Consider the following 23,382-nt stretch of genomic DNA (forward strand, 5'->3'; position numbering starts at 1 on the left):
CCCAGCCATCGCTGATCCTCCAATTTGCGGGACAAACTATCCCAGTTGGTGGACCACTTTCAGGGGGCTATTCCAAAGCCCGCCACCGAATCCGAAGAGGACAAACCGGCGCGTCGGCACAGCCGCAAGCCACTGCCCGATCACCTGCAACGCAATAACGAGATCCTGTCGCCCGGTGAGGAATGCCGCCGCTGTGGCGGTGCCTTGAAGACGCTCGGGGAGGATGTGACCGAGGAGCTGGAGTATGTCCCCGGTCGGTTCGTCGTGAACCGGATCGTGCGTCCGCGCATGGCCTGTTCCTGCTGCGAGGCGATTGTCCAATCGCCCCCTCCTTCTCGTCCGATTGATCGCGGTCGCCCCGGTCCGGGGCTACTGGCGCATGTGCTGGTCAGCAAGTATTCCGACCACCTTCCGCTATACCGCCAGTCGCAAATCTTCGCCCGTGAAGGCGTCGATCTGGATCGCTCCACACTCGCCGACTGGGTGGGGAGCTCGGCGGCGCTGCTGGAGCCGCTCGCTGATGCCATTGGCCGAAAAGTCCGACAGGGCGAGGCCCTTTTCGCTGATGATACGCCGGTGAAGATGCTGGCGCCGGGGCAGAAGAGGACAAAAACCGCGCGGGTCTGGACCTACGTCCGAGATGAACGGCCCTGGTCCGGGCAATCGCCGCCCTGCGTCTGGTATCAGTTCACAGTAGATCGAAAGGGTGCCCATCCCACTAGCCACCTCTCCGGCTACAAGGGCTGGGTCCATGCCGACGGATATTCCGGGTTCAATGGCTTGTTCGGCGACGACAAGGCCCGCGAGATGGCCTGTATGGCACATGTGCGGCGCAAGTTCGTAGACGTCTTCGCCTCGCAGGGATCGGCTATTGCCGAAGAAGCCATACGCCGCATCGCCGACCTCTATACCGTCGAGAAGGACGCGCGTGGCAAGCCACCTGACGAACGGGTGGTGCTCCGGCAGTCAAAGGCCAAGCCGGTCTTCGATGACCTCGAAGAGTGGCTGCACGCCCAGTTGCCTCGGATCTCTGGCAAGTCGCCCTTGGCCCAAGCAATTCGCTACGCCATTGGCCGTTTGCCGAAAGCTCGCCCCTATCTCGATACCGGCTCTGTGGAGCTCGACAACAATTCCGCCGAGCGGGCGATGAAGCCCGTGGCCATAGGCCGGAAAAACTGGATGTTCGCCGGTTCTGAGGGCGGCGGAAAAGCCATGGCCATCGCTTTCACCCTGATCGAAACCGCCAAGCTGAACGGCATCGATCCGCAAGCCTGGCTGACCTGGGTTCTTGAGCGCATCGCCGACCACAAGATCAACCGACTCGACGAGCTGATGCCTTGGAGTTACGCTGCGCAAGCAGCGTAACCGGGAACCAGCCACACTCGCCAGAGCACCTTCACCGGACGGTCACGTTTCAGGCACGGGCGGCCGAGGAAATGGCGATGCTGCCGGACGGATCGGCCGTTGTCGAGATGGTGCGGGACTATGCTGTGATGCGCGAGCAGTCGCGCGCGTGTGGGGCAGTGCATTGGGACTGACGCTTAGTGGCTGAATTGTTTTCAGCTGCATCCGAAGATGGTAATGGCCGCCTCAACTCCAATGTATGTCGGGCTACGCAGCTTCGGAGTTCAAAATCTCAGATTTCACGTATGCTTGGAACTCAACTATGGCGGTGAAGCATCGGAATCCAGCCGAGCTAGCCAATGCCAAAACTTCCGCGGGTTCGTTCAGCAATATTACAACGGGTCCCGTTAACCCGGGCTGAAGGCCGTTTGGCCACGCCAGATCAAAGACAGCTTTTTGCGCGCCGGTTTCCGGGTCAGCGTAGTCGTAGGCGACCAGTCCACGCGGTAGGCCTTGATCTTCCACCCACTGGTTCAGTGTTTCCAACTCTTGTTCTTCGGCTTCGCTGGTTATTCCACCGATCGGTTTGGAAGTCGGCGCAACGGGAGGTGTCGTTGCACCCGCCAACCATTGCGTGTCGCCATGCAAAAGTTCTTTGAATCTCTTGTTTGCTTCATCGGCAAGTAGGGTCTTCCTTGCTTCAAGGAAGTCGAGATAGCGTTCGATCTTCCAAAGCGCGGGGTCCATTGGGATCCATTGTGACGCCAATGCGCCGGGGTGTTTCGTTTCCACCTCGGGAAAATAATCCTCGGGTAGCCGGTCGCTAATGTTCAGGTTTGTGTCTTTGGTGAGGAAGCAGAAATTCGACAACGCGTTCACTTCGGCGCGGCGGTATTCCCGTTTGTACAGCTGAGCTTTTGGGAAGATGTGGTGAACTTCCAGACGGCTCATTTTGCCAAGCATGTTTGCCTTGAGCGCCAAACCTGTTCCCCAATCGGAAGCTTCGCCCATACGGGTAAGCATATAAAGAACGGGATAGAACCGAGCGCCAAGGCTCCATCCGGTGAAGTGGCCCGGTTCGACTCTCAGGCCTCCGTGCCAGAGGCGCAACTGTTCTATGAGCGCATCCAGGCCGCCATTAGGTCCTTCGAGAGCGGCCAGATCCTGGTCAATGACCGTTTCTGTCGAGCCCGAGAAGCGACCCCACATTCCAGCTTGTGCGAACCAGAACAGCAGCTTGTCGCGTTCCTTAGCATCAAGGCCGCCGTTCTTTTTGTCCATATATCGGACCATGACCGGAACCCCGAAACGGCCGAAGAACACTTGGTCGTGGTCAAGGCCGAGCCTTCCGGCAATCAAGTTCAATGAGGTGTCGATATGCTTTGAGGCTCGTTTCAGGCCATCTTGAATATCGATGGCATCCTTGTCATGTAGATAGCTAAATTTCGCCTCTCCGGTGAGGATGGTGTTCACCGACCGCAACAACCAATCGATATTGAAATGGTACCCTGCATCCGACCAATCCTTGATTTTTGCCTTCATGGTATCGCGGGCCTCGGGCCATTCGGCGCAGATCTTGGCAAGGGCGAGATCGCCCTTTGACAGCTTGGTGCCACCGCTGTTTACGCGGTTGAATATGTCGACGACGACGTCGAGCGTCTTGTCAGCACCGGTGACTTCTTCGACATGCAAGTCGATGTCGGTGATGCTGAGAAGCTTGCTCAGTCGACCCACGAAGTCGCCGACGTTGGAGACGTGTTCAGGGTCAGCTGAGAGCTGCGCAACAAAGCTGCCAAGGCCCGCGCTTCCGGCCTTCATCAAGGCGGTAACGTCGATCCACAGAGGATCATCCTGCATCTTGATCGGCTGATAGAAGGCGAAGGTTTCCGTCCCGAGGTGGAAACGAAGACCCGAAAAGGCCTGAGGGTTTCCATCGAAGAATTTGGGCGGGTGCCCTCTCACAACCCCATAAAGCGATGTCATCCTCTGCTGGCCATCCAACAGCAATTTGACGATACCCGTAGCGATCGGACCATCACCGCGATGTGTCGCAGTCTTCGCCTCGGTCGCCCAAACAAGCAGCCCGCCAACGGGATGGCGCCGGTACATTGAATCAAAGAGGCCTCGGACCTGGTCACGGTTCCACACGTAGCCGCGCTGGAACTCCGGCAGCGCCATGTGCCCGCTGTCAATGTGGTCGAGTATGGTCGAAATTTTCACGGGGCTTCTCCAAAAAATCAGTTACGCATGCGCTGGCGGGGCAAGTGTCCTTGTTCATGGGACATCAGAAATTGCCTTCAGAAGTGCGTCACGAGCGTCTGAATAGAACTGAATATCCACCCTAGTTGCCATATCATCGGACAAGTCGAACAGCTGACGCCTACATGCAACCGGCATTAAGACCACTGTCGCTCCCTTTTCGACTGCGATCTCCACCATCTCCACGGGGTTGTGAAGCGTTTCGATCGACCCCCCGAGATTGACCTCACCGACAATTACAAGGCCGCCGCGCGTAGTCTTCTTCAATAGAGCGGTACAAAGAGCGACGAGCGCCGCAACGCCAGTCTTTGAGCCAGTCTTTGCAGCATCAAAGGCCCTAAGTTGAACGGAAAATTCGTGATGACGTGGATCTTTGTCTCCTACTAACTGAGGAGCTCGCGCATAGAGGTTTTGTTCGGCATACCCGATGCTCTCTTTGAAAGCCGCAGGAACGGGTTTGTTCAGTATCCGCACTCCAGAGCCGGGGCCTTCATTGACTTCAATTCGGAACAATCCCGGATGTTCCGCTTCGCCTCCTGGCCCAACTGTCCAAACTTGGCCGGGTTCGAGTGGATCACCTGCGATACTGTTGTCATTCTGTAACTCAGGCGTTGAAACAAATTTTTCGACCCCATCGTCTCCCATTGTGTAGCTGAAATGAGTGTTTCGGAACTCCGCTGCACCCACACGCTTCTGTTGTTCTTTCACTCGGCGACGCGCTTCAAGCGCAATCCTAACTGCCCACTCGATATCCTCGTCACTTACGCCATTCGCCGTCGGATAAAGAAGCTTAAGGAGCCCGCTTGCCGTCTTATTCACGGCATTTGTGTCTCGTCCAGACAATGCCCCTCCTAAATAAACTCTTCCCTGAAGCGAACCAACTCGGCTTTCGTTGCGCAGCTGGCTCCAACATTCCGAGAGAAAGTCACTCACTAGGCCAAAATGTGAAGTTAGAAGTCCCTTATTGATTTTTGGCACATCCCAACCGGGCAAGAAGGCATGGATCCGATCCATGAAAGCGGTGTCGTCCTTCATCTCTGGAGGCAGAGGGCCGAAAAGGTGCCCGACGCGCTGTTGGTGCTCGACATCGACATCGAAATTTCCAACCAGAACGATGCTTCCGTCGGCGCGAATGCTCTCTTTCCCTCGGCTGAACTCTCCTGACTCCATGTAGCCTTTCATGATGTTGACGCCGTCTTTCTGATCGAAAGACACGCCTGAGACCTCATCAAAACAAACAACATCATACTGGCAGACAAGACCGCGTTGCCCATTTGAATTGTTAACGAACATTTTGGCTACAGTGGCTTTTCCGCCCGATATCAAATGTGCGTAGGGTGAAACTTGTTGAAACAGGTGGCTTTTGCCGGTTCCTCTTGGGCCAAGCTCGACCATGTTATAGTTGCGCTCAACGAATGGCACCATGCGCAGCATAACTGCATCCTTTTGGCGCGCTGTTAGGTCTCGAGGTTCCAAGCCAATTGAGCGCAGCAGGAAGTCTTTCCACTCAGAAGTGCTGAACGTTTGTCGCGCTTTCGCAAGATCGCCGAGCACGTCTCGCTTAGAGAGTTGAATTTCCCGTAGGGCCGTAATTCCGAAGGGACGTCCCTTACTTTCTTGTGCGATCGACGCGTCATAGTTCAGCGTTACCTCGGCGTAGAACCCTCCCGTCAGCATTCGCTCATGTTCCTGAATCTGCTCAGGATTGATCCGCACGTCTGTCAGCCTCAAGCTTGGAAGTGAAGCAACGTAGGAGTCTGTTTTGGCGTCCAGCCTCGCGGTAATTATATCAATTATTTTGACGCTACCCTCTTCACGGGCCCGAGCCTTAAAGAGCTCTTCTTCACCGGCGCGAACCGTTCGTGATTTCAACTGCCGTTCAACAATCTCCAAGCCTTCTTCGATTTCGTCTGGATCAATGCTGGCACAATATCTGCCGAGCAAGAACTCTACCACATAAGTCGGCACCGGATACTGTCGGCTGAAGGTTCGGACTAGGTCCTTTCGAACGAGGTAGCCATCGAGGCTTGCTGCCGCTTTTCGGTCAATGTCGTCAAGCTCGATCATTTACCTTCTCCGCCAATATCTATCGTTACTTGGCCGACAGTTGCGCCTAATCCGTCAACAATGACCAGTGTCGCTTTGGCCCCTTCAAGGTCCTCGTTTTCGACGACGACTGATGCTGACCCCGAGGCTGCAAAAGGCTTTGGTTTTACGACAACGGTGCTCCCCGGGTCAGCTGGTCGTTGGCGAATATCGAGCGTCAGAGTTTCATTGGGAACAGCGAGCACAACTGTGCAGCGCAGTCCCTTCCAAACAACGTCTGAGATTTCGACGTTTGTCTCTTTAGCGTTCGATGAGGGCTTCACTTGCAAGTGAAGGGTCAGACACTCTTGGAGGCTCAATCCTCCATGAGTGTACTCCTGACCCAGGCGGAAACAGCCAATGCCATTGGCAAGAGCAAAATGATGTGAGGGATTCCAGAACCAAGGAAAGAGCGGAGTATCTATTTTGGCGCCGGGTTTGATCGCTGCGCATCGTCCCCACTTGTTCACTGATAGTGCGCTCGGCAACTCCGTTTTTGGCAATCCTCCTGGCATCAATAGCCATCCGTGATCAGTTACAATGCGCACACTTTTCCAGCCAGCTTCGATAAGTTGGGCGACACGATTTCTTATTTCCGCAATCAGCACGTCGAGATAGCGGGCCAGTTTCCAGCCGCGTTGGTGGCCTTCGTGATCGATGTCACCCAATTCCGTCCAAGCCATTCCAGCAGGATCGCCGACTTCATTCCGAGGCAACACCTGGTATCCTGCATTTACCATCAACTTCTTCAAATGGTGACCGCCCCTTAGAGACTGGCCAGACGCGGCGACTGAAGGGTCGAATTCTTCGCTCTGGTCGCGTCCTTCGATCTCATGCAATACCGGTGAGACCGCAGGTTTCGCTGTCGAGGTAACGCTTGGCAAAGCTGACCACGCTGGGGTTTCGATCACTTCCAGTCCGGCGTATTCCAGTAAGGCTGACAGCCGTTTCCCAAGGTCAAACCTCAGCCCATCGACGAACAAGATGCATTCGGAGTTTGTCTTGCTGGCTTTGGGCTTTGATGCAACCGTCCCACCAGGATAGCCTTCACTTTCGACAAGCGTCTGAACATGGCGTGCGGAAGCTTCTGCCCAAGGCAAGTAGATCGACCGTAGAGCGGCAATCACTGACGCCGCTGAGGCGTCCGTATTCGTCTCCTGCAGAGCCGACAATACCGCGTCATCTGCCTTCCAGCCGTTTTCTGTGTAGGCGCCTTGAAGGTCATCCAGCGTCCCACCAGCCAGGGATTGTTTTGTAATCTCAGCAAGATCACCAAGATGTCTGAGCGCCTTGGCAAGCGGCGCTTGGCCCATTTCTGCCCAGACCAGAGCCCGTCTGTCCGCATGTACTGCTTCGAGTTCCAGCACAGTTGATCGGGCGTCTGCATCCGTTACCGTCTCGAGCTCCAGCAGCTTCTGACGTAGCGCCTCTTCTTCCGCATCATTCCATTGCGGCCATGAACCCTTTGTCGAAATGTCACTCAACAAGTCGAAGGAGGGCATTTGGCATTTTCGAAGCGTATCGGGGATGTTCGGGTATCGCTGCGGGGCTTCGCAGAACCGCTCCCAGACAGCGCCCCACTGACCCTCGCGACCCGCAAGCTTTTCAGCACCAGTGAGAACGCCAGCGGTCCTGGGATCGAGACCGAGTTGCGAGACGCAGATATCGCTGAACGCTCCCCAGGCCGCCGAACCGATGCGTTCAGCGTAGGCGTCGCCCTGATCGATCCAAGTCAGCACATCACGCGTCAGATCTCCGCTGGTCAACAGGCCGTTGAAGAAATCCCGGTCCAGCCTTTTGCCTTCAAGTGCGGACACATCCTGCTCCAGAACTTCATTCAGTGCGGTGATCATGGCGGCGCGGGTATCGCCGTCCGCAGTCACTTCGAGGCCAAGGCCTCCCTGCGCAGACTTCAGAAACGCGAGGACAGTCCAGTCCTTGGCGCTGACCTGTGACCAGATCGTGCCGCGATATTGCAGTTCGGCGAGTGGTTTGAGGGCGTCGGGGCATTCGTTCACGGCACGCAGGTCGGTTCGCGCCACACCAGGCAGGTACAGAATCGGGACGCTGCCAACCGGGAAGTCGATGCCGTCCAGGGTTCCCGCGATGGCACAGCGCAACCAGATTGCAGGGCCGGTCCGCCGATCTGGGGCGTAGTCGCCCAGCACCACCATTTCCGGCAGGGCATCCTGAAGCTGCGGCACAACTGCTTCCCACTGCCGGTCCGGATCAGGCCAGAGGATGCAGGCGGGTTTGACCTGCACCTCCGGGTTATAGGCCGCCGCACCACGGACAGCGTTTTGCAAGCGGTTGATCACCTTCACTTGGCAGCCTCCCGCGCAGCCTTCTTCTCGGCCAGACTCAGATGATGATCGTTGATGCGGTCGCCGTTAAACGTATCGAACCATGGGGCAGAGGCGACATCCTTGCCGCGATCCTTGGTCCATTTGACGTTAGGCTTGTCGCGCAGGACGCCTGCATCTCGTTTTGCCACATCGCCGACGGTCATGAAGGGGCGGATGTTCAGGCGCACGCCGTCGTTCAGATCGGGATCCCAGCCGATCGGCTGTTCCTCCAGCGGCTTCCAACGTACGAAGATGTCGTGGGGGGCTTCCCCCTCCAGGATCAGCTCCAGCTTCTTTTTCAGCGCGTCGGCCGCGGCCAGCTTTTCCTGTGCTCCGTCAACACCGCGGGCGATGTCGTCGCGTTGGGTTTTCATCCAGTCGCCGAGATAGGTGTAGATCAGCGTCTCGAGCGTCTTGCCATCCAGCTTGTGGTAGTTGACCAGCGCGGCAAAGCCATCCTTTAGGCCGTCCCAGATGTGCCAGATGAAGGGGCGGTGCGGGAACAGTTTGCAGTGCTGGTTGAAGAACTTGTCGCGCAACCAGCTGTCGAGCGATTTGCCCGCATGGCCGGCGCTTGCCAGCAGCTGAGGCAGTGTGCTGGTCGTCCAGGCGTCGCCATAGGCGGCGGCGAGCAGGTTCAGCAGACGGTCTTCGGCTTTGGCTTCGCCCCGGATTGGCGGGATGCAGACAATGCCGTCGTCATCCGCGTGGGGCAGCAGGTCGTCGCAGCGGTCCACCCATGCACGTTGCTCATCTGCCAGTTCCATACCCAGGTCGAGCTCTGCGGGCCAACGGTAGCCTAGCAGGCGGGCGACCGCGACATGGAGCACGGTGTCATCGGTGCGGAGCGAGCCCTCAGCGGTCCATTTGGTGTCTTCGTCCCAAATGACGGAGCCGCACGGATGGCCGTGGAAGACCCATTGGGTCGGATCGTCCGTGTAAGGTTCTGGAAGACCATTCGGAAAACGATCCTCTGCAACCCTTGTCCAGTATTCAAGGTCGAACGGGACTTTCACCATGGTTCCGCAAGACACGTAAACCTTCTGGTCTATACGCCTAACTTCATTCTTGTAGTTTTCATCAGAGATGAAGCACCAAAATGCGGCTAATTCATCTTGATTATGTGGGACAACTGCTGCCGCGCTTTTCCCGAATATTTCACCCGAGTAGATGGTTGCTGGAAGGTCAGACATCTGAGTAACACGGAGGCCGAGCTGACCTAGTATTGGCTTGCCGTTCATGATTTCGGATGGGAAGTTGTGAGCGCTGGGAAACTTCTTGAGCTCGCCTTGCGACCATCTCAGAACATCAGAGCGCCCTGTATAGAAGCTCGTTTCTTTTGCATTCTGAATAAAGTACTCCCAATTCTCGTCTAGCTTTGGAGACTCCCAGAAATTCTGAATGAACCTGGGATTATCACCGGTCGATAAGCCCTCTATGCTCGAGCTCCGGTCTGCCAGCAGGGGCAAGTCATCGGTGTCTTCAAGGGTGATGCGAGCATCCGGGTTTAACAGTTGTTTGTTTTGGGAAACAGAACGGATATCGACTTCGGCCAATGCAATCGCCTTATCGGTGACTGACTTTGGGTCAGCAACATCTACCCCATGGATAATATTATCCACGGAGTTTTCTCCAAAATTATCTCTTCGACTTTTTTTATCATTGGTGAGCGTCAGCAATATAGCCTTCACTACCTCACCGCTTATAGTCTCGAAGGCTCCGGCACCCAGTCGGGCCAAAAGGTTCCATTCATCGTGCCTCAACTTGTTTTCTCGAAAGGTTCGATATCTAGGAAGAAACAGCCAGTTTTGAGGCATCACAACACTAACAATTCCGCGATCTTCAGTATATTCCAAGCACCGATCGAGGAATACCGTTGCAAGATCATTTTTTGCGTCAGGGTATCTTCTGTCGCAATAATCCATCAGCTTTTGAGTTTGTTTGCCGCGCCCTAGATAGGGGACATTGGTAACGACCCAAGTGTACTTGGCAGCAAGTTGAAGCGCAGCTTTTGACAAACCCTGTGCGACGACAGCGGCTTCCATTTGTTCGAGTGTATGTTCTTGCCGTAGCGCTTGGTCCAGTGTGGTCGAAAGCTCTTCCCAGTTAACAATTTTGGCCGCTGCCGATTTTGCAGGATTCAACAAGCTTCCAAGCACCGGCGCATCGCGGAACGTGTCGTGCATCCAATCCAGCGCGATGGTCAGGTTGCGCTTGCCAAGTCCAAGCTGCTTCCACTCCTCCTTGGCCACGCTGACAGACAGACCGGAGCAGGCAAGGTTCAATTCCGGCAGCGCCCGGTAGCCGCCCGCGCCGGGGTATTTCCACGCAGTCAATGCCAGCGCAAAGGCCGCCAACTCTACACACCGCTGATCGATCTCCAACCCGTGGATGTTCTCCCGCAGCACGGCATCCACCGCGTCCCGCGCGTTCAGGCCATCCCGCTCCATCCGCATCGGCACCAGCATCAGGAAGATCGACACAAGGAAGTGCCCCGATCCGCAGCAGGGGTCGAGCGTGGTGAGGTCTTTCAGCTGTTCCGGCCACCCATCAAACGTTCCGGCCGCCGGGGCCCAGGTGCCGTCCTCGTCCTGGACAAAGCGCAGGTAATCGAGCGGCACGCCGGGGATCGATGCCTTGCGGCGTAGTTCCTCTTCGCTGGTCGCGGTTTTCAGGTCCTGCTCTGTCAAACGGCGGGCGGCCCACCAGGCCCCCAACGCGTTGTCCAGCAGGAAGCTGACCATATAGGGTTCGGTGAACAGTTGGGTCACAGCGGGCAGTTCCCGCGCGCCGATCTTCACCTCGGATTTGTTGATCCGCTCTTTGTTGTCCGCCTGCCAGAACTGATAGACCCAGCCGAGCGAGTCCGACGCCGTGAAGACTTCGGTCGGCAGGCTTTCGACATGCTTCTCCAACCGCTGCTGATACTCCGGCGGCAGGGACAGCTGGAACACAGGGGAGTCCAGCCGGAAGATCTGCGGCAGCATCCTGGCCGCGTACTGCGCCGCCAGCTCCCACCCGTTGGCCGCGCCTTCATCGGGCGCCAGGTCTTCACATTCCTCGAGCGAAACAGGGACCGGCCCGCTGGGGTCGGGGTACATGAGCAAGTTGTTCTCGGCCAGAAAGCGGGCAAAGAGCATACGGTGCCAATGCTCGTACCCGACTTCTTCGATCAGCCGGTCAAGTTCCTGCGTTTCGCGTTCGGTATGGCGTCTGTCGCCCAGCTGACGCCCGTGAATGCGCAAGCGCCGCCGGAGGTCGCGTTCGTCTTCCGAGAGGTGCGGGAAAGCGGTTGCGTCGCCCACGCCCAATTGCTGCAGCGCCGCCTCGGCAGCGTCCTCCGCCACCGTCCGCGCCGCTTTTACAGTGCGCTCCAGTTGGTTTCGTAGGGTTTTTTCAAGCGGCTGCATACAGGCGTCCTATCGAATAATCACGGGGCCCTGGGCAAGGGCTGCGGCAAGGTCAGTGCGGGCTTCTTCGAGCCATGCTTCGAGGTCTGCCTCGGACTTCAGCGTGCGGCTGGGCAGGTGGATGGTCTTGGCCGTTGGCTCCATCATCTCCGCCGCCTGGGTCTGCACTTCATTGAAACGGGATGAGAGCGACTTCACCCGGTCTTCGAACGCGGACAAAGTCAAAGTCTGCAGCGTCTGAAGAACTTCAGCAGAGCTGCCGACTTTGACTTCCGGCATGTCACTGTTGGTGAGTTTCTGTTCTGCGAGAAGACGGTTGCGTTGTTCCGGCTGAAGTTTCTGCCAGTTGTCGTCGGCCTTTAGCTTCGCCATTCCAGCTTCGTGCTGTTGTTTGTAAGCCTCAACGAGACGATTAAGTTCGTCACGCAGCATCTGTGTGAAACTCGCCACCAGCGGTTTCATGGGATCCGGATCAGTCAACAATTGACGCTGATCCTCGATCGACTGAACTTGTGTCCGCAGAACATCAGCATCAGTCAGGCCATTGGCCCTTTCTGCAAGTCGTCGCAGGGTCTCCCAGCTGGGCCACCGAGTGTCGATTTCGTTGGCCTGGAGAGTCCAGGTATCGATTGAGGATGTGAGCTCGTCTCTGCTGTTATAGATGGACAAGAGCTGCTCGTTGCCGGAGGCACGTCTGATATCATCGATCAACGAGAGTTCGGGCGTCTTCGGTTTTGGAGCGTCACCGCCCGCGCGATTGGCGAGGTCCGTGACGTTTTGAACAAACTGGGGAATTGACGAAAGTTCCTCACCTTGTTTCGCAGTAAGGCCGACCTTCTGAAGAACCTTTCGAATTTGAATGCGCTGAGGTGTCGAGATGGTCGTGGCTTCGACAATAAATGACGCCTTGCCAATCGATTTGCGCTCCAATTTTTTTGCATCGCAAGCGCGGTGTTGTTCATCCTCTGCTCTGATCAACCCGGAAACAAGAAGGGCAAGCAGTGCGCCATCGACCGCATCCCGTGACCAGCCAAACGGCGGACCCTCAAAATGATCACGAATGTCCGTCCCTTTCTTTCCTCCAGCGATGAACGATAGGACGGCTTTACAGACTGCATTCTTTTCAGGTTCCCCTTCATGACCGACTGCTTTCAGGGCGTCCGGCGCTCCCTTGTGGGCATTATCATACACCTTGGACCAGCCGGTATTGTCTGCGACCGCAAACTGGGGGTAGAGCCTGGTGAGCGAGTTCTCAGCGGCTTCAGTAACTGTTGCCTGTAGCCCATCCCCGGTCAGCTCATTGCCTCCTCCTTGGAACACGCGGGCGCCGGACATGGCCTCCAAGACCAATTCGTTGATTTTCGCTTCGGCAACCTGACGTATGGTCTCCATTGCGCCGCGCGCTTCCTTGCCTTCTGGGGTATCTGGAGCGCCACGCTTATCAAGAGTTGCACTAGCCGCCTTGAACTCGAGAATATTGTTCCGCAGATCATCTGCAGAGCGTCGGGGAATAAAGACAAATACAGTGGGGGATTGATTGCCGGCCTGACGAGCGTCCGCGCGAACGGAATTGTCATCAGTTGCCCAGCCGTCACGTATCCATACATAGATCCTCTTGTTGGCATCGGGCGGAAGCGTTGGATCGAAGATCGCGCTCACATCCCGTGTCACTTTTGAGTTGCCATGAAGCAGCGACACACGCCCGACGAGAGCGCCAAATTTCTTCCGGATAAGGTCATCGCGCTCTGCTTCGATTCGATGGGATTGGTTCGCCAGCGTAGCTTTCTGACTGAGGAATTCGTCGTTCCAAGCCGAGCTTTCTTCTGTCTGAATTCTATACTCATCGCCCACGCGCATGATAAGGTCGCATACGTCGAGCAGCTTGGGAAGTTTGCTTCGTAGCTCCGAAGAGCCCGTTGGAAGATCTTCGACTAGCAGGTCCGCGATTGTGTCAATCGACGCCTTGATCCCAATTTCAGAGTTACTGCTACTGATTTTGTTGATCAGAAACACAACACCACAGGCGCGAGCGGTTAATTTTTCATCCTCGCTACCATGTATCCAAGACATGGTCTTTTCGTGCAGCTTTCGTGGCAGGATCCTCGCCTGCAAAAGCTTATCTGCCCCATCAAAATAGAGGAAATCCGCAGGGACCGAAAACCCGACATCTTTATCAGCACTTTCTCTGATCGCCTTATGAATAAGGCTTAGTTGGTTGCGAAGTTGACTATCGGTGCCTGATGCGTCCAGAACTCGATTGGCCGCTTCCCAGAAGCGCCGACGGACTGGAAGGATTGGATAGTCCTGCGCAAAGAAAGCAACGTCATCTTGCCGATGGCCAATGCTAGTTCCACTCAGATGCCTTGATATCTCACCTAGGTTCTCCTGCATCATGGCTTCAATCTTGGGTGAGGCCTCAGTCGTTTTGGCAAGAATAACTTGCCTCACCACAGCATCGACGTCCGTGTCTGAAAGCTCAATGCGGATAGTGAAGCGACCCTGGAGCTTTGCGAGTGTGGGCGTACCAGTGACCGCGGTCTGACCGGTTCCGACAAAGGTGAGTTTGCCGCCAAGGCTTTCGTCTTTGACGACTGCTTCGACCATTTCTTGCACTTCGATCGCTCGGTCACCGCTGGTGCCGATAAACTGCTGCACTTCGTCGAGTACAACCAGGGTAAGAGGAAGTTTGTTTTCGCGTGAAATTGCGGCGCGAATGGCGGAGATCATTTCCTGATTGGATACATCCTGAACATTCGGATAGGTGTTTTGAAGAGCATCAACCATAGAATTGGATGAGGCAAAAAGTTGCGGTTTGGCTTCGATAAGAGCCGCATGAAGACCTTCTGCGACGTAGAAATTTGCCAACTCCTCCTCCCAGTCAAAGCCGCCGGCTTCTATGTGAGCGCGAACCCGGTCTTCTATTCCCTCTTTCCTCAACCACATTACGAACCGCGCGAGAGGATACTGCTCCGGCAAACCGACAGATCTGAACACAATTCCAAGAAGAGCGAGGCGTACGCTGCCGCTGGCGCCAGCCCCTAGCGTTCCAGAAGCTGCGTGAAGGCCGCCATAGCGACGAGACTGGACCGTCAATTCCTTAAGGTGATCGCGAACCTCTTGAGGTAGGTCTGCTATGCCTCGCGCTGTCGCGCCGTCGTCAAAAGTGGTGTCCATCCAAAGTGCGCGCAGCATCTTAACCATATGGGATTTACCAGATCCGTAGAAGCCGCTGACCCAAACAGCAGGTTGCTGCGCCTGATCAATGTTTTTCAGATAAGTATCAAGGATATGCGCCATACCGGAGCCATACTGCCCGTCGCATACAAAGGTCTCGAGCTCATAACGCAGAACATCTCTAGCGAGAGACGACGTGCCATCATTGACGTTGGCGACGCCTTCGTTGACGAGTTTACGGGCGGATGGGTCTTGCCGATAGAGCGAGCGGAGTTGCATTCAGGGTCTCTTTCTCAGAAAATTTTGTCAGCTGTTATGGGCACGGCGAGGTAATTCCAGCCATCGTAGCCGTCGAGAAGCCGGTAGTTATTTTCCTCGTAACTTCCGGGGAAGAATATTACGAGCCTGCCAGAAACCATGGGGGCCAAGCGGTCCACGACATCTTTGACTTTTACAAATCCAAACAAACTGCCAACACCAGAGATCGCAATAACAAAGTTCTGAGGTGGCTTTAGCTCTGATATTCGGCGCTCAAAATCTTTCGCAAGGTGATCTAAGTACCTAGGGTATATTGTCGCCAGTAAGTCTGGTTTTTCGAAATATGATTTTGCATATCGCTGTGACGTCAACCACTCTGCGAATGTGTCCGTAAGATCATGAAGGTACCAATCGTGGCCAGCTTGTCGGGAAGCGAGTTCGAACTCATCAATTTTGGTCCTCAGCGCGCGCTCCTCAGTCTCATGATAAACACAAAAGACCACTCGCTGTGCCGCAGCGGCGTCGTCTCGCCAAGGTACTGAGATGAACTGCGAGTAGGACTTGATAAGGCGTTTCACTCGGCTCATCGCTGCCATTCCCTATCAGTATGTTGCTGAAGATTTGGGAATGAAACTTCGAAGACATCGCCGATATGGTTAACGCTAATCCATCCTTTTTGTGCAGCTTGTTGTGCTAACTCAAGTGACCGCTCCGCGCTGCAGTCTAGAAGCTTAGCGTAGGGGCTGCCAAAAAGTGAGAGCCCCCTTAATCCCGCTAGGTACCCCAGAAAAACAGCATACGCGGCGTTTCCCGGCGTTGGATTTGCCCTGCGGCGGATTTTCACGGCACGACCGGAAAGGTGCCCAGCCTTGGTCCAAGATGAGTTTAGATTTTGTGCTGTTGATTTTAACGTCGCTGCGCTGAATCGGTTCGGAAAAACAGTTTCAATGTGCGTTTCCATTGACTCGCGTGAAATGGTAGTTCCTTCGGGAGTCGAGAGAATATAGGGGGCTGACGATCTTAAAAGGGCATCCCTCGCGTACGCACACTGAAGTGCAAGCAGAGCTTGACCGTCGACTTCTCTCCCCCAAAAGAACCTCAGACCGCGAAACACCAACAAGCTGGAATCAAGTCCGTAAAGATCAGAAAGGTGTCGATATGTCAGCATTCGTGTTTTGTCAGATCTCTTTCCTAGTGCATTTTGTTCAATAATCGCCATTCGGTATTGATCACGTGCAGCAAAAGGGTCTTGAACTACTTCAAAAAGCCTTTGGAGTTCGTCGACCATGATTGTGCGAGAGGCGTGCGCACCGCCTGTTTCACCACTAAACCCGTAGATCTGGAGGTTCGCCTCCTCGTTGTATGCGTCAGATCTGTTATTCATTGTGAATGCCTGTGGCGTATGGGTTGAGTAATACGATCTGTTGATCTTGCGGTTTCCTGGCGCCTGGATCGGTATCGAGTCCTAAACGTTTCAGAGCATAGTATAGCAGAGCGCGTCGAACCTTGATTTTCGCCCTGCCACCGCGCATCCCATAGTCAAGCGCGATCACCTTCTTCTGGTTCTCGGAGAGTTCAGGGTGGGGAGCAATCTCAAGCGTGACGTGCTCTTGCCACTCGGCATCGGCCGCATCGGTGGCTCCGCTGGCTTCTACACCGCGCGTCTGGAGGATGCGCGAAAGCAGGAAGTCCTTGAAGACTTCGTCGGTTCTACAGAACGCCCGGGTGTGCCATCGAAAGCCATCGAACCCAATGGCGTGAGGCGCGATCCACCGCCAGCTCGGCTCCGGGCGCGAGAGGGACTGATACTTCACCTCGATCGCCTCAGAGCGTCGGATTGCACCGACAACAGATCGCAGTGTCACGGGGTTCACACCACGGGCCGGAGTGGGCGCGGCGTCATAGGCTGGTAGTTCAGCAATCCACGCGTCGTCGCTGTCCATGAGGCCATCAGCCAAAGAGCGAAGCTGCGCAAGGTAGCGGCTAGCATCGGGTTTCAGGAACTGTGCGGCATATTCGGGGCCTCGGACATACGTCCGCGCACTCTTGTCGTAGACCATGTTGTCCGGCGCTATACCGATATAGCGGTTCAGATCGGCGGACGCTTGGTTCACCGATAGTCCAAACTGCTCCATCAAATCACTCCGGTTCACGTGCCCCTCCCAAAACAATCGGAACTCGATGAACTCGAGGCGCTGCGCGACTCCCCAACGAAGCTCCGACTTGTCGTTATCCACTTCGCACTCCCGACTCGGCGCGCATGATTAATGTACGCAACCATTTTTTGTGCTGACCGCACGGTAGCGGGGAGTCGTGTCGGGTTCAATCGAAATCCCGCGATCTTTCGGGGGTTTGCTCGAATGAACAGGACTGGACCGCAACTGGAGAAGCGGGCGTGCTGAGCCCGCTCTTCCTCGGCATGCCTGCGAATATCGCCGCCGCTTTGCGGCCGCGCGGCCGGGCGAAAACTCGAGCCGGCTTGGTTGGCTCCGACGGGTTCGCCGCCATCCCCCCACTGCCGAGCTCGATCCGGCCTATCGTCCGGCGTTTCCCGCGGCTCCCGCCTTATCGGACCTATTCGACGACGGGATAAAACGGCTTACCCCAATCTTCATCGGGATTGTCCATCATAATGTCGACGAATACAGGCATAAGAAACCCAAGGATTTCAGCGCCGTCTTGAACCTGAGACCGGTTGACACTGCTGTTCCAGGTTGAGCCACCATGAACGAGCTGGTTGCGCAGGACGTAGAGGCGATCAAACACAAAGCTCAGGACTCGGGTTGTGTCACCAGCTTGGAAGGACTGCGCGAAGGATCTGGCGGAAGCCTTGAATCTTTCCTCCCAATTATCGAACCCATCGATCCCATTGTGATGCTGCCAAAACGGATTGAACACATAGCGGTTTTCCATGAGCATCCTCACTGGACCTGAAAATCGCTGCCAAAGCGCGTGGTAGATTCGCCTGTCCTTGTCGAGTTGGTCGAGCCTTCCAAAAAAATCTAAGAATGCTGCGCGTTCACCCGGCGCTATGGACTGAAATTCCTGTTCGTCTGCGTAGGCCGCGTTGAAAGCAATCCAAAGAAATATGAAGCGTGCGTCATCATCGTCGTTGCAGGCTTCACCACGCCCGATCCAACTAATCGCGCGATGGACGCGTAATCCCATGGTTTCAGGAAAGCCATCTCGAATGGCACGTTGTTTGGTTTTTAATGCGGCGTGGTCGATGGCTTTTGTCATTGGCGAGCCCGGCTCCCGAGATTTCTTTGATTTAACAATGCTATTCCCCATAGTGTGAGCTGTCGATGAGACAATTTCAGGAGCAAAGGGTTCACAGGCAGGTGCGGAAGTTCAAAAGCCATTTATTGTTTTCAGCGTCGGATTTGATGCGTTTCACGGGCTGTGCACACGCAACGGCTCTTGATCTCATGTATTTGCGCGGCGAAGGACCTAAGCCTGGCGTGGATACTGAGGATGCCATGCTTCTTCAAAAACAGGGCGACGCACATGAGATGGCGCATCTCGATAACCTTGAGGACGCTGGCTGCACCGTGATGAAAATCGAGCGTGGTGATCTTGGCGCAAACGCCGAGGCAACGCGCGCAGCGCTTGCCGCTGGTCCGGATGTTGTGTTTCAGGGCGCGTTTTTGTCTGGCAATTGGGGCGGCTGGTCCGACTTCCTGGAGCGTGTTGAGACGCCATCCGAACTCGGACCGTTCAGCTATGAAGTCGCAGATACCAAACTGAAGCGTAAGGCCGATCCCAAACATGTGCTCCAGTTGGTCCTGTACTCTGATCTGTTGGCGGAAGTTCAAGGTGTGGCGCCTGAATTCGCCCATGTGGAATTGGGCGACGGCACCCGCGCAACGCTGCGCCTGGCGGATTACGCGGCCTACGCAAGGATGGCGCGTGATCGGCTGGAAGCCTTCGTCGCCGATCCGCAGCCAACACGCCCGGTGCCATGTGCTGATTGCGGTCTGTGCCGCTGGGCTGATCACTGCAACAGCGTCTGGCAGGCCGAAGACAGCTTGTTCAATGTCGCCAACATCAGTCGTGGTCAGGTGAAAAAGCTAGAAGCCGCGGGTGTTCACACATTGGAGGCTCTCTCGACGCTGGATCACCCAGTGCGCGGAATGGCCGAAAATACCCAGGCCCGTTTGGTCACTCAGGCCCGCCTGCAGCAGGCCCGCAAAACCGGGGAGCCAGATTTCGAACTACGGGCACCTGAGCCTGGCAAGGGCTTCGACCTGTTGCCGGAACCGCAGCCGGGCGACCTGTTCTACGACATTGAAGGCGATCCACACTACGAGGGCGGCCTCGAATACCTGCACGGCATCTGGTTCGACGGGCGGTTCCAGGCGTTCTGGGCACATGACCACGATGCCGAAGCGCGGGCATTGTCGGACTTGCTGGCGTTCTTTCGTGAGCGGATTTCACAATACCCCACTGCGCGCATCTATCACTACGCGCCATACGAGATCACAGCGCTCAAACGCCTGACCACGAAATATGGGATCGGTGAGGCTTTCCTCGACCGGTTGTTGAGGGAACGCCGCTTCGTAGATCTGTTCGCCGTCGTGCGCGGCGGGCTGATCGGATCGGAACCGAACTATTCCATCAAATCGATGGAGGTATTTTATGATCGCAAGCGCGACGGCGAGGTCAAGACGGCGGGTGGCTCGGTCGTGGCGTATGAGCGCTGGCGCGAAACGCAGGACCAGCAGATTCTGGACGAGATCGAGGATTACAACCGCATCGACTGTATCTCCACTGAGGAATTGCGCGACTGGCTGGCAGGCATCCGCCCCGCCGGCCCTTGGCCGACACTTGCCCCGGATGCAGGCGATAAAGAGGTTGAAGAAGATGCCGACACGCAAGCTCTGCGCAAACTGCTGGCAGCATCAGGCTTGCCGGAGGCTCGGCAGGATATGCTGTTCAACCTCGGCGTCTTTCACAGCCGCGAGGCGAAGCCCGCGCAATGGGCCGTGTTCGATAGCGCAGCGAAGGAGGAAGATGATCTGCTTGACGATCTCGATGCGCTTGGAGGGCTTGAGGCAGCTGGTCCTGTCGAACCCGTCAAGCGATCCTTCGCGCGCCGATACACCTATCCCGAACAGGAAACGAAACTTCGGAGCGGCAAGAAGGCGACGGTTCCCGTATTCGACAGTCCCCCGACAACGGTCGGCATCGAATCCATGGATCGGCGGGCACGTGAGATCACGGTCAAAGCAGGTCCCGGCAAGGCCGACCTTCTTGGGGACCAGCTGACACTGCATCCGGACTGGCCGATCCAGACGGGCGTCATTGCAAATGCCCTGCGTGATGTGATCGACGATCAGTGCGACGCGCGCCGGTACACGGCGGTGGACGACCTGCTGTCGCGCGCTGCACCGCGTCTGCGCTCTGGCCCAAGGGGCGATCTTCTGGGCGTGGTAGCCCCCGTAACGGGCACTATCGCCGTGGTGAATGACATGGATGAAACGGTCCTGCCGATCCAGGGACCACCCGGCACCGGGAAGACCTATGTCAGCGCCCGCGCGATCCTGTCCCTTGTCCGCCAAGGGTTCCGCGTTGGAGTCGCCTCGAACAGTCACGAGGCGATCCGCAATGTTTTGATGGGTTGTCTTCTCGCCCTCGAGGATGACGATCCCGACATCACGTTGGAAAATGCCGAATTGGCGCACAAGGTCGGTGGCGGTGAGGATGGGTATCCCGACGGATTTTCCGGGATCACCCGCGCGCAGGCAAACGACGACCCTGCGCTATCAGAAGCCCATGTCGTGGGCGGCACCGCTTGGTTCTTTTCGCGCGACGAGAACGTGCAGGCCTTTGATTGGCTTTTCGTGGACGAGGCTGGCCAGGTTGGGCTCGCCAACATGGCTGCCATGGGGCGTGCCGCGCGAAACATCGTGCTTGTGGGCGACCCACGCCAGTTGCCGCAGGTCATCCAGGGTGCGCATCCCAAGCCTGCGAACCTGTCGTGCCTGGATTGGATGCTCGGTGAGCATGCGACGGTTCCAGCCGACCGGGGCATTTTCCTTCCCACATCCAGGCGCTTGCACCCGGAGGTCTGTCGGTTTGTCTCGGAACAGGTGTATGAAGGCCGACTGACCAGCCATCCTGATACGGCTAACCAGTGCGTGACAGGCACGGCGCTCCCCGAAGCCGGAGCTTTCTGGGTGCCGGTCCCGCATGAGGGCAATGCACAGATCGCACAGGAAGAAGTCGTCGCAATTGGAGGAACCGTCGCCAAGCTTCTTGGTGGAAGCTGGACGGAGAAGGACGGCAGCACGCGGCCGATGCGCGAGACGGACATCATCGTCGTCGCCCCATACAACGCACAGGTAAACGCTTTGCGGGATGCGCTTCCATCCGGCGTGCGTGTCGGCACCGTCGATAAGTTTCAGGGACAAGAGGCACCGGTCTGCCTGGTTTCCATGACCGCATCCTCCGCCGAAGAAACCTCGCGCGGGATGGAGTTTCTGTTCTCGCTGAACCGCATCAATGTCGCTGTGTCACGTGCCAAGGGGCTCGCGCTGGTATTTGGTGCGCCGCGATTGCGTGAGGCAAAATGCACCACTGTCGAGCAAATGCAGCTGGTGAATACGCTTTGCGCTCTGCCCCAGTGGCAGGGGGAATAAACCAGCCTATCAATCTTATTTGCTATCGCGCTCCATTCGTCGCGCGGAATTGCACTCAACATGTCGATTTGAGCGATGAACCGGGCCCACATCGCTGATGCGATGTTGCGGACAATGCAAATTTGTTGGGCTAAGAGGCCGCTAATGTACCCGAAGGTGCTCGAGCGAAATGGAATTCTGTCCTGGCCGAGCATGATAGGTGACGACGGGCCCATCGAGTCCCGCGGAATAGTCGAGGCAAAGTGCATTCTCAGCCTGAAGAAGCGGGCTGCCCGTCATCCAGTAGTGGCCGAAAAATACGGGGGTTGCGTCGCTCGGGTAGGCGGAGGTCAAAACATCGTCAGGCAGTTCACGGTCTGGTAGTTGTTCTGGGTTTGGCACCGAGATTGCGATGTCGCGCCATGAAACCGCCTTTCCGTCCCACCACTTCCTGCGAACCTCTCGTCTCTCGTGACCACCCTTGTCGACGAAGAAGAAGCCATCGGGCAGCTGAAGTTCAGGGCCTTTGAGAGCGGTTTCGACAAGCTCGAACAGCGCATGCCGTTTGTCCGCGGCCTTGATCAGCTGATCCTCTGACATGACGCCGTTCCTGGTCAGTGCTTTCAATTCTTGGATGCCTGCTTCGTTCCAGCACGCATGTACCGTCCGGAAACTGTCGAACTCGAGAAAAAGAGGAAGGGTTCGCATCCAGGCGATGGCTTCGCGGGCGTCTGATGACCCCAATGGAAACTCCTTCAGAAATGACGCGTGCTGAGCCATGTTCTTTTCAGAGTGAGCCCTGAGCGGCCCGTTCTCATCTCTGGTGTGGAAATGTATCGCGTTCAGTTCATGGTTTCCCATAACAGCGGACGCAGCGCCGGCTTCGATCATTCCCCGAACGATGCGGATCACCTCCCGATTGTCGGGTCCACGGTCAATAAAATCACCTAGAAAGACCGCATGACGCTTCGGGTCACTGTGCCGCCACGCACCGCGCCTCTCGGAGTATCCGAGATTGCGGAGAGCCCCTCTTAGTTTTCCTGCCTGTCCATGAATGTCAGGGATGATGTCATACATACGGTGCTGCGCCTCTTTTGCTGCTCAAAGCACCCCGTGGCACTTTCTTAGAAGATTTCATTTTACAATCGTCCAGCCTTCTTCGGTGGCGAAGCTTCTTTGCGCATCTTCAAGACTTGCCCATGGACCATCGTATCGGAATACCACCCCACCATCAGAGTGCGACAGCGCGACAAATTGTGTTGGTTGCGAGGCGCAGCGCACCTCAAAAACATTGACCAGAGCGAATCCATCGAAGGTGCTGGCAACCCAGACAACCTGCTCATTTTCGCGCAGTTCAGTTTCCACCGGAAAGTCATCGCCCCCCGAAGACTCTTCAGCATCAATGAGACCTTGAGCTTCCTGAATAAGTTTCGAAACCAGTTCGTTAGGTTCGACAGTCTCCGGCGGTGGAAGAAGGCTTTCCAGGAACGCCTGATAGGCTCCGCCGCCGCTGTTCGAGAGCCGCTCCCTCGCATATCTTTCCAGCATCGCGGTTGCTGCGGCTTTGCGTGAGGGTGCGCCTTCGACAACGGCTTCACAGGACCACGTCCATGTTCCCCAGTTATCATCCCAATCCAGCTCCAGAAGCGCATAGCAATCGGCGCGATCAGGGACCTCTGCCACTAGAAGCGAGCGTTCAGAGCGCCATGAGTGATGTGGGGAGTCGTCAATCTCATTTTCATACTCAGCGACCTCATGCGCGATGACCGGAAGGCGGTCGATCTCCTCGTCCTTGTATGCCGAAGTGCCCGCATCCTCGTCATCACTATCAGGAAGAAGCAGTGCCTCGATTTCAGAAAACTCTTCGATAAATGTCATCTGCTAATC

12 protein-coding genes and 1 pseudogene are annotated in these 23,382 nt (G+C 56.2%); 2 read left to right on the forward strand and 11 right to left on the reverse strand.

The window, feature by feature from the left end; all coding sequences use genetic code 11:
* Positions 1–120 precede the first annotated feature (120 nt).
* Positions 121–1,365: pseudogene (gene tnpC / locus U3648_RS13560) on the forward strand (IS66 family transposase); the annotation flags it as partial.
* 246 nt (positions 1,366–1,611) lie between these two features.
* Here the strand turns inward: tnpC and U3648_RS13565 are convergent.
* The 9 genes from U3648_RS13565 to U3648_RS13605 form a co-directional block, all read right to left on the reverse strand.
* The gene (locus U3648_RS13565; RefSeq protein WP_420859772.1) at positions 1,612–3,564 is read right to left on the reverse strand and encodes a GmrSD restriction endonuclease domain-containing protein; all 1,953 of its coding nucleotides are present in this window, start codon (positions 3,562–3,564) and stop codon (positions 1,612–1,614) included.
* Between the two features lie 54 nt (positions 3,565–3,618).
* Positions 3,619–5,670 carry a BREX system Lon protease-like protein BrxL gene (gene brxL / locus U3648_RS13570; protein WP_420859773.1) on the reverse strand — a complete coding sequence of 684 codons (2,052 nt, stop codon included), beginning with the start codon at positions 5,668–5,670 and terminating at the stop codon, positions 3,619–3,621.
* The gene (gene pglZ / locus U3648_RS13575; protein ID WP_420859774.1) at positions 5,667–8,012 is read right to left on the reverse strand and encodes a BREX-1 system phosphatase PglZ type B; all 2,346 of its coding nucleotides are present in this window, start codon (positions 8,010–8,012) and stop codon (positions 5,667–5,669) included. Before pglZ ends, brxL begins: the two co-directional genes overlap by 4 nt.
* Positions 8,009–11,443 (reverse strand): Eco57I restriction-modification methylase domain-containing protein, encoded by a 3,435-nt coding sequence (locus U3648_RS13580; protein WP_420859775.1) that lies wholly within the window; start codon positions 11,441–11,443, stop codon positions 8,009–8,011. Before U3648_RS13580 ends, pglZ begins: the two co-directional genes overlap by 4 nt.
* Before the next feature lie 9 nt (positions 11,444–11,452).
* Complete coding sequence (brxC, locus tag U3648_RS13585; protein ID WP_420859776.1) at positions 11,453–14,896, reverse strand: BREX system P-loop protein BrxC; 3,444 nt, start codon at positions 14,894–14,896, stop codon at positions 11,453–11,455.
* A 14-nt stretch (positions 14,897–14,910) separates the two neighbouring features.
* The gene (locus tag U3648_RS13590) at positions 14,911–15,471 is read right to left on the reverse strand and encodes a BREX protein BrxB domain-containing protein (protein WP_420859777.1); all 561 of its coding nucleotides are present in this window, start codon (positions 15,469–15,471) and stop codon (positions 14,911–14,913) included.
* A complete protein-coding gene (locus U3648_RS13595) occupies positions 15,459–16,259 on the reverse strand; it encodes a hypothetical protein (RefSeq protein WP_420859778.1) in 801 nt (266 codons plus the stop codon). The genes U3648_RS13590 and U3648_RS13595 overlap by 13 nt, the downstream gene beginning before the upstream one ends.
* Entirely contained in the window at positions 16,252–17,112 is an 861-nt protein-coding gene (locus U3648_RS13600) for a BrxR family helix-turn-helix transcriptional regulator (protein WP_420859779.1), read from the reverse strand. The genes U3648_RS13595 and U3648_RS13600 overlap by 8 nt, the downstream gene beginning before the upstream one ends.
* 337 nt (positions 17,113–17,449) lie before the next feature.
* Entirely contained in the window at positions 17,450–18,115 is a 666-nt protein-coding gene (locus U3648_RS13605; RefSeq protein WP_420859780.1) for a hypothetical protein, read from the reverse strand.
* A 65-nt stretch (positions 18,116–18,180) separates the two neighbouring features.
* Here U3648_RS13605 and U3648_RS13610 point away from each other — a divergent pair, with 65 nt between their 5' ends.
* Positions 18,181–21,516, forward strand: a complete 3,336-nt coding sequence (locus U3648_RS13610) for a TM0106 family RecB-like putative nuclease (RefSeq protein ID WP_420859781.1) — start codon at positions 18,181–18,183, stop codon at positions 21,514–21,516.
* A 141-nt stretch (positions 21,517–21,657) separates the two neighbouring features.
* On the opposite strand, the gene U3648_RS13615 is transcribed toward U3648_RS13610, so the two are convergent.
* A complete protein-coding gene (locus U3648_RS13615) occupies positions 21,658–22,572 on the reverse strand; it encodes a metallophosphoesterase (protein WP_420859782.1) in 915 nt (304 codons plus the stop codon).
* Positions 22,573–22,629: 57 nt separating this feature from the next.
* The gene (locus U3648_RS13620) at positions 22,630–23,373 is read right to left on the reverse strand and encodes a hypothetical protein (RefSeq protein WP_420859783.1); all 744 of its coding nucleotides are present in this window, start codon (positions 23,371–23,373) and stop codon (positions 22,630–22,632) included.
* Positions 23,374–23,382 lie beyond the last annotated feature (9 nt).

Source organism: Marivivens marinus, assembly GCF_035969385.1.
GTDB lineage: Bacteria > Pseudomonadota > Alphaproteobacteria > Rhodobacterales > Rhodobacteraceae > SELP01.

Coding starts and splice junctions, on each gene's coding strand:
- brxL (WP_420859773.1), bottom strand. CDS start 5,670: ATGATCGAGCTTGACGACATTGACCGAAAAGCGGCAGCAAGCCTCGAT.
- U3648_RS13605 (WP_420859780.1), bottom strand. CDS start 18,115: ATGACAAAAGCCATCGACCACGCCGCATTAAAAACCAAACAACGTGCC.
- U3648_RS13620 (WP_420859783.1), bottom strand. CDS start 23,373: ATGACATTTATCGAAGAGTTTTCTGAAATCGAGGCACTGCTTCTTCCT.
- U3648_RS13580 (WP_420859775.1), bottom strand. CDS start 11,443: ATGCAGCCGCTTGAAAAAACCCTACGAAACCAACTGGAGCGCACTGTA.
- brxC (WP_420859776.1), bottom strand. CDS start 14,896: ATGCAACTCCGCTCGCTCTATCGGCAAGACCCATCCGCCCGTAAACTC.
- U3648_RS13610 (WP_420859781.1), top strand. CDS start 18,181: ATGAGACAATTTCAGGAGCAAAGGGTTCACAGGCAGGTGCGGAAGTTC.
- U3648_RS13590 (WP_420859777.1), bottom strand. CDS start 15,471: ATGGCAGCGATGAGCCGAGTGAAACGCCTTATCAAGTCCTACTCGCAG.
- U3648_RS13595 (WP_420859778.1), bottom strand. CDS start 16,259: ATGAATAACAGATCTGACGCATACAACGAGGAGGCGAACCTCCAGATC.
- U3648_RS13615 (WP_420859782.1), bottom strand. CDS start 22,572: ATGTATGACATCATCCCTGACATTCATGGACAGGCAGGAAAACTAAGA.